The sequence below is a fragment of the Kitasatospora sp. NPDC004272 genome (genome assembly GCF_053603035.1).
This window is the reverse complement of the sequence record NZ_JBSGET010000212.1, coordinates 1-9,803: the sequence shown is the minus strand read 5'-3', so window position 1 is coordinate 9,803 and position 9,803 is coordinate 1. Positions and strand designations below refer to the sequence as shown.

Annotated in this window: 6 protein-coding genes and 1 pseudogene; 2 read left to right on the top strand and 5 right to left on the bottom strand. The window is 76.8% G+C overall.

Translation table 11 applies throughout. The features are described 5' to 3' along the window. A pseudogene (locus ACWEO5_RS36580) lies at nt 1-123 on the top strand (electron transfer flavoprotein subunit alpha/FixB family protein); the annotation flags it as partial. A gap of 61 nt (nt 124-184) precedes the next feature. Here ACWEO5_RS36580 and ACWEO5_RS36575 read toward each other — a convergent pair. The 3 genes from ACWEO5_RS36575 to ACWEO5_RS36565 all read right to left on the bottom strand — a co-directional run bounded on the left by ACWEO5_RS36575 (nt 185) and on the right by ACWEO5_RS36565 (nt 3,767). Continuing rightward, entirely contained in the window at nt 185-2,122 is a 1,938-nt protein-coding gene (locus ACWEO5_RS36575) for a hypothetical protein (protein WP_452166417.1), read from the bottom strand. Nucleotides 2,123-2,202: 80 nt separating this feature from the next. Further along, on the bottom strand, nt 2,203-2,544 hold the full coding sequence (locus ACWEO5_RS36570; RefSeq protein WP_344554597.1) for a DUF5713 family protein: 342 nt from the start codon (nt 2,542-2,544) through the stop codon (nt 2,203-2,205). Between the two features lie 77 nt (nt 2,545-2,621). Continuing rightward, on the bottom strand, nt 2,622-3,767 hold the full coding sequence (locus tag ACWEO5_RS36565; RefSeq protein WP_452166416.1) for an Acg family FMN-binding oxidoreductase: 1,146 nt from the start codon (nt 3,765-3,767) through the stop codon (nt 2,622-2,624). A gap of 186 nt (nt 3,768-3,953) precedes the next feature. Here ACWEO5_RS36565 and ACWEO5_RS36560 point away from each other — a divergent pair, with 186 nt between their 5' ends. Next, nucleotides 3,954-4,958 carry an aldo/keto reductase family protein gene (locus tag ACWEO5_RS36560; RefSeq protein WP_452166415.1) on the top strand — a complete coding sequence of 335 codons (1,005 nt, stop codon included), beginning with the start codon at nt 3,954-3,956 and terminating at the stop codon, nt 4,956-4,958. Between the two features lie 131 nt (nt 4,959-5,089). On the opposite strand, the gene ACWEO5_RS36555 is transcribed toward ACWEO5_RS36560, so the two are convergent. Then, nucleotides 5,090-7,474 (bottom strand): SpoIIE family protein phosphatase, encoded by a 2,385-nt coding sequence (locus tag ACWEO5_RS36555; RefSeq protein ID WP_452166414.1) that lies wholly within the window; start codon nt 7,472-7,474, stop codon nt 5,090-5,092. 110 nt (nt 7,475-7,584) lie between these two features. Then, on the bottom strand, nt 7,585-9,803 hold a 2,219-nt coding region (locus tag ACWEO5_RS36550), incomplete at its 5' end, for a SpoIIE family protein phosphatase (protein ID WP_452166413.1).

The following is a 9,803-nucleotide window of genomic DNA, read 5'->3' as shown; positions in this document are numbered from 1 at the left end:
AAGACCATCGTCGCCGTCAACAAGGACCCCGAAGCCCCCATCTTCGAACTCGTCGACTACGGCGTCGTCGGAGACCTCTTCAACGTCCTGCCCCAACTCACCGGCGAGGTCAAGGCGGGCTGACCCGCCGCGGGCTTCCCCGCACACCCCGAGGGCGCGACCGCCGAGGTCGCGCCCTCGCGCGTCATCCCCCGACGGCCGCCAGCGCCCGGGAGGCCGCCGCCCGCAGCTCCTCGTCCCGGAGGAAGCCGCGCCAGGTCGCGTCCTCGCCGCGCAGCCGGCGGTCCGCGGCGAGGGCGGCGCGCAGCAGCGGGGCGGCGGGGCGGGCGGCGGGGCCGATCAGGGCCAGCTGCCGGACGGCGGCGGGCATGACGGGGTGGTACTGCCCCCGGTCGAGGCCGTGCAGGGCGGAGAGCAGCACGGGGACGGCCGTCCCGGTGTCGCCGGTCGCCGCCCACAGCGCGCCCGCGGCCCGCACCCCGGTCCATTCGTCCGGGTCGGCGGCGCGCTCGCGCAGTAGTGCGGCGCAGCGGGCGGCGTGCGGGCCGAGGTCGCCGAGCATCCGCAGCGCGCGGTGGTCGTCCGCGTGGGCGGCGAGGGCGTCCACGGCCGCCTCCGGATCGCCGCCGAGTCTCCAGCACGCCCAGGCGGCGGTCGCCGCCCCTCTGTCCGGGCCGTTCATCCGTGCGGAGAGCATCGTCCTGGCGCGGGCGGCGAGGTCGGCGCCGAGCACCGCCGGGCCGAGTCCGGCGAGCGTCTCGGCGGCACTGGCCCACGCCGGGTCCTCGCCGAGCAGGACGAGCAGCCGTTCGACGGCGGTCGGGCTCGCGGTGCTCCAGCCGGTCAGCACCCGGCCGCACCGGTACACCGTCGCCGGGCGCCCGTCCCGGGCGAGCAGCCGTTCGAGCACGGGCATCAGGGCGTCCGCGTGCCCGGGCAGCAGGGCCAGCACCTCGGGCAGAGCGGGCAGGGCGGCCCGGTCGAGGTGGCCGGTGTCGCCGAAAGCCTCGGGGGCGGCGCGCAGGGCGGGCACGCAGCGCGGGTCGCCGCCCCGGGCGAGGGCCCAGGTCGCGGTGGCGGCGACGGCGGTGTCGGCGTCGCCGAGCAGGACCGCGATCCGGTCGGCGTGCGGGGTGACGGCCGGCGGGCCGAGGCGGGCGAGCAGGTCGAGGGCGAGCAGGCGCACCTCCGGCACGGGGTCGTCGAGGTGGGCGGCGATCGCGGGCAGCAGTCGCGGGGTCGGCGAGTGCCAGTCGGCGAGCAGCCCGCCGGCCTGTTCGAGCGCGGCGGCCCGGTGCGCGGCGTCGGGGTGGTCGCGGAGCAGTTCGCGGACGAACGCCGTGGCCGGCCCGGGTGCGGGGAACAGCCGCGCCGCCCGGCCGTGGACGCTTCCCGGCCCGCCGTCCTCGTCCCACCGCCGGGCTCCGGGGTCGCGCACGGCGCGGGCGATCAGGTCGGCGTGCCGCGCCGGGAGCCCGCGGTCCTCGGGGGCGAGGGCGAACACGGCGCCCAGGCGTTCCTGGAGGTCGCCGCCCGCCAGCAGGGCGTGCAGCGTCTCCCGGGCCCCGGGGCCCTGCGCGCCGGCGGGTTCGCGCCGCTGGACGGGGCCGAGCGCGGCCAGCAGGGCGAGGCGGGTCGCCGGGTCGTCCTCGGTGCGCAGGCGGCGCAGCAGCGCGGGCAGCAGGTCCCGGCCGGGGGTGGGGCAGGTGCGGAGCATCCGGACGGTGTCGCGGCGGATCGCGGGCAGCGGGTCGTCGAGCAGGGCGAGGGTCTGCGGCAGGGCCCGCGCCCAGGCCGCCCACCAGGTGTCGTCGGTGCCGGGCGGGACGTGCGCGGCGGGGGTGCCGGAGAGCATGCCGAGCGTTTCCAGCAGGCTGCGGCGGACGTTCGGCGACCGGGCGGGGTCGGCGGCCAGCCGCAGCAGGAAGGGCAGGGCGGCGGGGGCCGCCGAGCAGATCCAGCCGCCCAGGTGCACCATCCGGTCGTGGATCTCGGCGGCGGCGTCCTCGGCTGCCTCCGGGTCGTCCCCGGCGCAGGCGCGCAGCAGTTCCGGGAGGTCGTCGGCGCTGCCGTGTTCGTGCCTCAGCGCGGTCCACTCGACGGCGTCCAGGTCTTCCCCCATGCCGCGGACCCTAGCACCGCCCCCTGCGCCGGCCCCGCCGTCCGCCGCCGGCCCCGCCATCCGCCGGAGCAGCACCGCCGTCACCAGTCGCGGGGCGCCACCAGTTCCTCCAGGTCGGCGTCCGGGAAGCCGTACGCCTGCGCGAGGTGCTCGAAGTCCACCGCGATGGTGTCGCGCGCGACGGTCTCGATCTCGCTGCCGGCCGCCTCGAACTCCTCCGCCAGCAGGTTGAACTCCTCCGTCGCGGCGTGCGTCAGGGCGTACAACTCGTCGAGTCCGCGCGGCGGTTCGGCCTCGATCCGCTCGCACAGCGCGCGCAGGATCTCGCCGCCCGCGGCGACCAGGTGCGCCGGGTAGTAGCCGTCGCCGCGCATCGGGCGCAGGAACTCGTACTCCGCCAGCCGCTCGTTGGTGATCGTCATGCCGCCGCTCCGTCCGTCCGTGGGGTCGTGCGGCCGATCGTGCCGCCCGGCACCGACAAGTGCCGGGCGGCCCCGGTTCAGCGGTCCGCGGCCGGGTCGCGCAGCAGGTCCTCGACGTCCCGGCGCGGGGTGGCCGGTCCGGGCGGGCCGTAGCCGATCCGCAGCACCACCTGCACGGTGCCGACGCCGCGCTCGGGGTCGCGCAACCGCCAACGGGTGTCCGGGAGTTCGACGGCCTGGTGGAGCACCGAGACCCGCAGCCCGCGGGTGGTGGCCACCAGCCAGACCCGTTCCATCGCCTGTCCGGCCCGCAGCCAGTCCGCGGCGGTGTCGCCCCGGGTGGCGATGGTGGCGACCTGCGGCAGCGCCTCGAAACGCTGCGCGTGTGCGGGCCCGCGTCCGGCGAAGTCCCTTACGGGCACCCGGGCTTCGTGGTCCTGCGGGCCGAGGGCGCGTTCCGGGATGCCGTCCGGGGCCGCCGGCGCCGCGCCGGCCCGCACCCAGCCGGCGGTCTCCGCCCGGCGGGCGGCGTCGGCGGCGATCCTGGCCTCGGCCTCGGCGGTCAGCGCGAGCACCCGGCGCGCCCCGTCCTCCTCCAGCACGTCCAGCACGGTGTCCTCGTCGGCGGCGGCCGCGATCAGCTCGCCGATCACCGCCTCGGGCACGTCCCGGTTCCCGAACGGCTCGCGGCTGGAGTGCCGTTGGGTGATCGCCCCGGCCAACTCGGCCGTTTCGTACGGTACTCCGCGCGGCCCGAAGCGCACCACGGCCACCGGCCGGTCGGGGCCGAGCGGGTCCGGCAGCAGGTCCAACTCCTCGACGGGCAGGCCGAGTCGGGCCGCCGCCACCCGCAGGTTGAACAGTGCCGCGCCGATCGACAACAGCATCCCGCGCCCGTCCGGGTCCGCCAGCGGCACCGCCCGCGCCGGGTCGGCGAACACCAGCACCCCGGGCCCGTCCGCGGTCGGCCGGAACCGCCAGGGCTGCGCGTTGTGCAGGGACGGCGCGGCCCCGGCCGCGGCCACCAGCTCCCGCAGTTCCGCCGGCCCCGGCCCGCCCGGCACCCCGTCCACCGGCCCGCCCGGCACCCCGTCCACCGGCCCGCCCGGCACCCCGTCCACCGGCCCGCCCGGCACCCCGTCCACCGGCCCGCCCGGCACTCCCGGCCCGGGCGCCGCCACCGGCCCGGGCACCGCCGTCGCCCTCGCCGTCGACTCGGTCATCGCGGATCACTCCTCGCCGCATCCTCGTCGCGTCCCACGTCTCCAGTACCTCGATCCTGCGCCCGCCCGCCTCCCGCTCGGTAGGGCCCAAAGGCCCGGGCCGGACGACCTCCGTCCCGGCCCCCGCCGTCCCCCGCGCCACCCGCCTCCCCTCCTCTCCCCCGCCACTGGCGTAGCGTACGGACCATGGAATTCCGCCACCTGGGCCGCAGCGGCCTGATCATCAGCGAGATCGCGTACGGGAACTGGCTCACCCACGGTTCGCAGGTCGAGGAGGACACCGCGGCCGCGTGCATCCGCGCCGCCCTCGACGCCGGGATCACCACCTTCGACACCGCCGACGTGTACGCCGAGACCCGCGCCGAGTCGGTGCTCGGGCGGGCGCTCAAGGGCGAACGCCGCGAGGGGCTGGAGATCCTCACCAAGGTGTTCTGGCCGACCGGGCCCGGCCGCAACGACCGCGGGCTGGGGCGCAAGCACGTCATGGAGTCGATCGACGGCTCGCTGCGCCGCCTGCAGACCGACTACGTGGACGTCTACCAGGCCCACCGCTACGACCCGTCGACTCCGCTGGAGGAGACCATGGAGGCGTTCGCCGACGTGGTCCGTTCCGGCAAGGCCCTGTACATCGGCGTCTCGGAGTGGACCGCCGAGCAGATCCGGGCGGGCCACGCGCTGGCCCGCGAGCTGCGCGTCCCGTTCGTCTCCAGCCAGCCCCAGTACAGCGCGCTGTGGCGGGTCATCGAGGGTGAAGTGGTGCCCACCTGCGAGGAGTTGGGCATCGGCCAGGTGGTCTGGTCGCCGATCGCGCAGGGCGTGCTGACCGGCAAGTACAAGCCGGGCGCCGAGCCGCCGGCCGGCTCCCGGGCCACCGACGAGAAGGGCGGCGCGAACTTCGTGGCCCGCTTGCTGCGGCCCGAGGTGCTGGAGCGCGTCCAGCTGCTGCAGCCGCTCGCCGCGGAGGCCGGGCTCTCGCTCGCCCAGCTCGCGGTCGCCTGGGTGCTGCAGAACCCGAACGTGTCCGCCGCGATCATCGGCGCCTCCCGCCCCGAGCAGGTCACCGAGAACGTCAAGGCCGCGGGCGTGAAGCTGGAGCCCGCGCTGCTCGCCCGGATGGACGAGATCCTGTCCCCCGTCGCCGAGTTCGACCCGGCCCGGACGGCGGAGAACGCCCCCAAGACCCGCCCCTGAGTCCTGTCCCACCAGCACCACCCCGCACTACCCCGCACCACCCGCAACCCCTGAGCGGCCGCCGGCCGGAGCACCCCGCCGGCGGCCGCCCGCACTCCCGCGCTACCCGCGACTCCCCGCGACTCCCCGCGCTACCCAGGCAGTTCGCCCTCGCCGCCGGCCTCCAGCTCCGCCGGGTCCCGCTCCCCCGGCACCTCCTGCTGCGCCCAGATGGTCTTGCCGTGCCGGGCGAACCTGGTCCCCCACCGCTGGGCCAGCTGCCCGATGATGAACAGTCCGCGGCCGCCCTCGTCGGTGGTCTTGGCCCGCCGCAGGTGCGGGGTGCTGTCCGAGCTGTCCGACACCTCGCAGATCAGGCCCCGGTCGTTGATCAGCCGCAGCCGGATCGGCGACTTCCCGTACCGGATGGCGTTGGTCACCAGCTCGCTGACGATCAGGTCGGTGGAGAACTCCAGCTCCTCCAGCCCCCAGGCGGCGAGCTGGTGCTCGGCCAGCCGCCGGGCGGTGCGCACCACCGCCGGGTCCTCGGGCAGGGTCCACACCGCGACCTTGTCGTCCGGCAGCCCCAGGGTGCGCACCAGCAGCAGCACCGCGTCCTCGCGCTGCCGTTCGGGCAGCAGCGCGTACACCGCCTGGTCGCACAGCTGCGGCAGTTCCTCCTCCCCGGCCCGGGCCAGCACCCGCTGCAGCACCGCCCGCCGGCCCTCCCCCGGTCCGACCGGCAGCGCCTCCTCCAGTCCGCCGCGCTCCGCGGCCCCGCCCGTCCGGGGGCCGGGGCGCCGCCCGGGGCCGGACATCAGCCCGTTGGTGTACAGCGCCAGGACGCTGCCGACGGGGATTTCCGCGACCCGCGTCTCGTAGCAGCCGTCGCCGCAGCCCAGCGGCAGTCCGGGTTCGACCGGGAACGGCACGGGGACGCCGTCCGCGCCGACCACCACCGGCCCGGGGTGTCCGGCCGAGGCCGCCGTGCAGGTCCGGCCGATCGGGTCGTAGACCAGGTACAGGCAGGACGCGAGCCCGTCCGGCAGGGTGTCCGCGCCGGCCGGCAGACTGCCCTGCTGCTCGTCGGTGAGCACCCGGGCCGCGTCGTCCAGCCGCACCAGCAGTTCGTCGGGCTGGAGGTCCTGGACGGCCAGCGTGCGCAGCGCGGTGCGGACCTGGCCCATCACGGCGGCGGCCTCGATGCCGGTGCCGGTGACCGAGCCGATCGCCAGGCCGACCCGGGCGGCGGACAGCGGCACCACGTCGTACCAGTCGCCGCCCGGTCCGACCACGCCCGGCAGGTAGACGTGCGCGCTCTGCACGGCGCTCAGCTCCGCCGGTTCCCGGGGCAGCAGTTGGCGCTGCAGCGTGGTGGCGATCGAGCGCTCGCGCGCGTAGCTGCGCGCCTTGTCGATGGACACCGCGCCGCGCGAGGCCAGTTCGACGGCCAGTTCCAGGTCGTCCTGGTCGAACGGCTCGGAGCGCCGGTACCGGTACAGCGCGAGCACGCCGAGCACGGCGTCGTGCACCACCAGGGGCGCGACGACCATCGAGTGCACGCCGAGTTCGCTCAGCCGCCGTCCGCGCTCCGGGTCGGCGGTCAGCCAGTCCTCGTCCCCGGTCAGTCCGCGGATCAGCCGGGCCCGCCCGTCCACCAGTGCCTGGCTGTACGGCGTGGGCGCCCCGTAGGTGGACAGCGCGCCGTGCGGGATCGGCCCGGGCGAGGGTCCGCCGGGGCCGCTGCCGTGCACGGAGCGGTAGGCGACGCGGCGCAGCGGCGCGCCGGGGTCGATCGGGCCGGTGCGCAGCGGCAGTCCGCGCAGCGGTTCGTCGAGCAGGTCGACGGTGGCGGAGTCGGCGAAGCGCGGGACGGCGACGTCGGAGAGTTCCTGGGCGGAGCCGATGGCGTCGAGGGAGGCGCCGAGGCGGCGGTGCGCGCTGTGCAGGATGTCGAGCCGGTCGAGGGCGCCCTGCCGTTCGGTGACGTCCTCGATGGCGGCGACCAGGTAGGGGCGGCCGGTGTCGGAGAGGATCCGGAAGAAGGAGACGGCGCCGACCATCTCCTGTCCGGGGTCGGTGGGCATCCGGCCGCGGACGAGGTGCTCGCGGACGTAGCCGCCGTCCTGGAGGGCCTGGCGGGCGAGCACCTCCAGTTCGGCGCGGTCGAAGCCGGGGGCGAAGTCGGCGGGGCGGTGTCCGACGATGTCGGCGCTGGGCATGCCGCGCACGCCCCGGGCGGCGGTGTTGTAGCGGATCACCCGCAGCTCCTGGTCGAGCAGGTAGAGGCCGAGCGGGGCCTGCGCGAACAGCGCGTCGAGCAGGGCCGCGTCGACGTGGTCGCCCTCGCCGCTGCCCAGCGGCTCGCCGCCCGGTGCCCCGCAGGCCACCGGTTCGCCGCCCTCCGGTGCCGTCTGCTCCGCCACGCCGTCCGCCTCCCCGGCCGCGGCTGCGCCGCCACCACCGCCGTTGCTGCCGCTGCCGCTGCCGCTGCCGCTGGCACTGCCGTCGTGCCGGTCGTCCTGGTAGCCGTCCACGCCGCTCCTCCGCTTCCCGCCCTGCTCCGGTCCGGCTGCCCGGCCGCTGCCCCGGTCCCGTCCGGCTCCCCGACCCGGTTCCCGGCCCGGTTCCTCCTCCCGGGGCCCGTTCACGGCCGTCCCCCGCTGCCCGCGCCGGGTGCGGCGCGCCCGACTGCGACCCGTCCGGGCGGGTCGGGCCGGAAGGCGATCACGGCGATGTCGTCGCGGACGTCGGCGACGCCGGTGACCAGGTGCTCGCAGAGGTCGGCGAGCGGTCGGCGGCGGGCCGCGGCGGCGGCTTCGCAGAGCCGGGCGATGCCGTCGCCGAGGTGTTCGCCGGGCACTTCGACCAGGCCGTCGGTGTAGAACAGCAGCGTCTCGCCGGGTCCGACCGGGTGCCGGTGGGTGACCCGGGGGCGGCGCGGGTCGACGCACAGCGGGACGTCGGCGTCCTCGGCGGACAGCAGCCGGGGCGGCCCGTCGACCGGGAGCAGGACGGGCGGCGGGTGTCCGGCGTTGGCCCACTCCATCTCCCAGCCGCCGTCGGCGCCGTGCCGCACCAGCCGGGCGTGCACGGCGGTGGCGAAGCTGCCGACGCCCAACCCCTCGGCGGCGGTGTCGAGTTCGCGCAGCGTGTCGGCGGGGGTGTGGGCCTGGCCGCGGGTGTAGGCGATGGAGCGCAGCATGGCGCGCAGTTGTCCCATGGTGGTGGCGGCGGCGAGGTCGTGTCCGGCGACGTCGCCGATGGTCATGGCGAGCGAGCCGTCGGGGAGGGTGAAGGCGTCGTACCAGTCGCCGCCGACCTCGGCGTTGCGGCTGCCGGGCTGGTAGCGGGCGGCGACGGCGGCGCCGCCGAGCGCGGGCGGGGTGGTGAGCAGGGCGCGTTGCAGGACGACGGCGGCGTGCCGGGCGCGTTGCAGGGCGAGGGCCTGGCGCAGCGGGGCCTGGGCGCGCTGCAGGACTTCGTGCTGGAGGTCGATGTCGGCCGGTCCGGGTGCCGGGGCGCCTTCGCAGCCGGCGGTGGCGGCGAGGGCGACGACGGCGCCGTCGACGACGATCGGCAGCAGGGTGAGGCTGGTGGCGCGGGTGTCGTGCAGCCAGCGGGCGGAGATCTCGGGGACGGCGCCGGCGGGGATCGCGCCGTCGGGGAAGCGCAGCAGGGTGGGGACGCGGTCGGTGACGGCCTTCCTGGCGTGCTCGCCGAGGGTGAAGGTCTGCCGGTCGAGCGGGGGCACCGGGGGCAGTCCGGGGCGGGCGACGGAGGCGATCCGGGTGGCGACGACCTCGTCGTCGGCGGCGTCGGGGCCGGGCAGCAGGTAGACGGCGCAGACGTCGGTGAGGTCGGGGACGAGGGTGCTGGCGAGGGCGGTGAAGGCGTCCTCGGCGCGTTCGGCCTCGGTGACGGCGCCGGCCCGGGCGAGCAGGCGTTCGCGCAGCCGGGCGTGCCACTGGTCCTCGATGTCGCGGGTGGTGCCGATCCATTCGTGGCCGCGTTCCTCGTGCAGGACGGGGACGGCCCGGGAGCGGACGTGCCGGTAGCCGCCGGCGGCGCTGCGGACCCGGAAGGTGTGGTCGAAGACGGCGGGCAGGTCGCGGGTGGCGGCGGCCCAGCGGGCGGCGGTGGCCTCGCGTTCGCGGGGGTGGACGACGTCCAGCCAGCCGAGGCCGGCGGCCTCGGTGAAGGGCTGGCCGGTGAGTTCCTCCCAGCCGGGCACGAGTTCGCGGGCGGTGCCGTCGGGGCGGACGACCCAGACCATCTGGGCGGCGGCGGCCATCAGCGCCTCGTAGCGCTGGAGGGCTTCGAGGCGTTCGGCGGACTGGCGTTCGGCTTCGAGTGCGGAGTGCAGTTCGGCGGTGGTGTCGATGGCGGCGGCGAGGATGCCGGGGCCGTACCGGGTGGCGGCGGGCGAGCAGGAGTAGACGAAGTGCCGGTGGGCGGTCCCGCCGGTGGGGCAGCCGAGGGTGCGGTGGGCGGTGACCTGCCGGGCGGTGCCGTCGGTGAGCACCGCGTCCAGGGTGGCGAGCAGCCGTTCGGTGCCGGGTTCGGTGAACGCCTCGCGGGCGGGTGCGCCGAGCGGGCGGTCGCCGAACAGGTCGCGGAAGGCGTCGTTGTAGTAGACCATCCGGTGTTCGGGGCCGGCGGTCAGGGCGATCGCGACCACGGCGCGGTCGAACACCTCGGGTGTCAGTTGCGGTTCCGGCACCCCGCCGTCCTCCTGCCGTCCGCCGCCGGGCCGGCCCGTCCAGGTGGTCGGGATCATCTTCATCGACCGGCTGGACCGGGAGACCCGGAAGGCCGCGATGAAGGCGATCCGGGAGAGCGACTGGGGCGGCGGCCCGGCGCCGA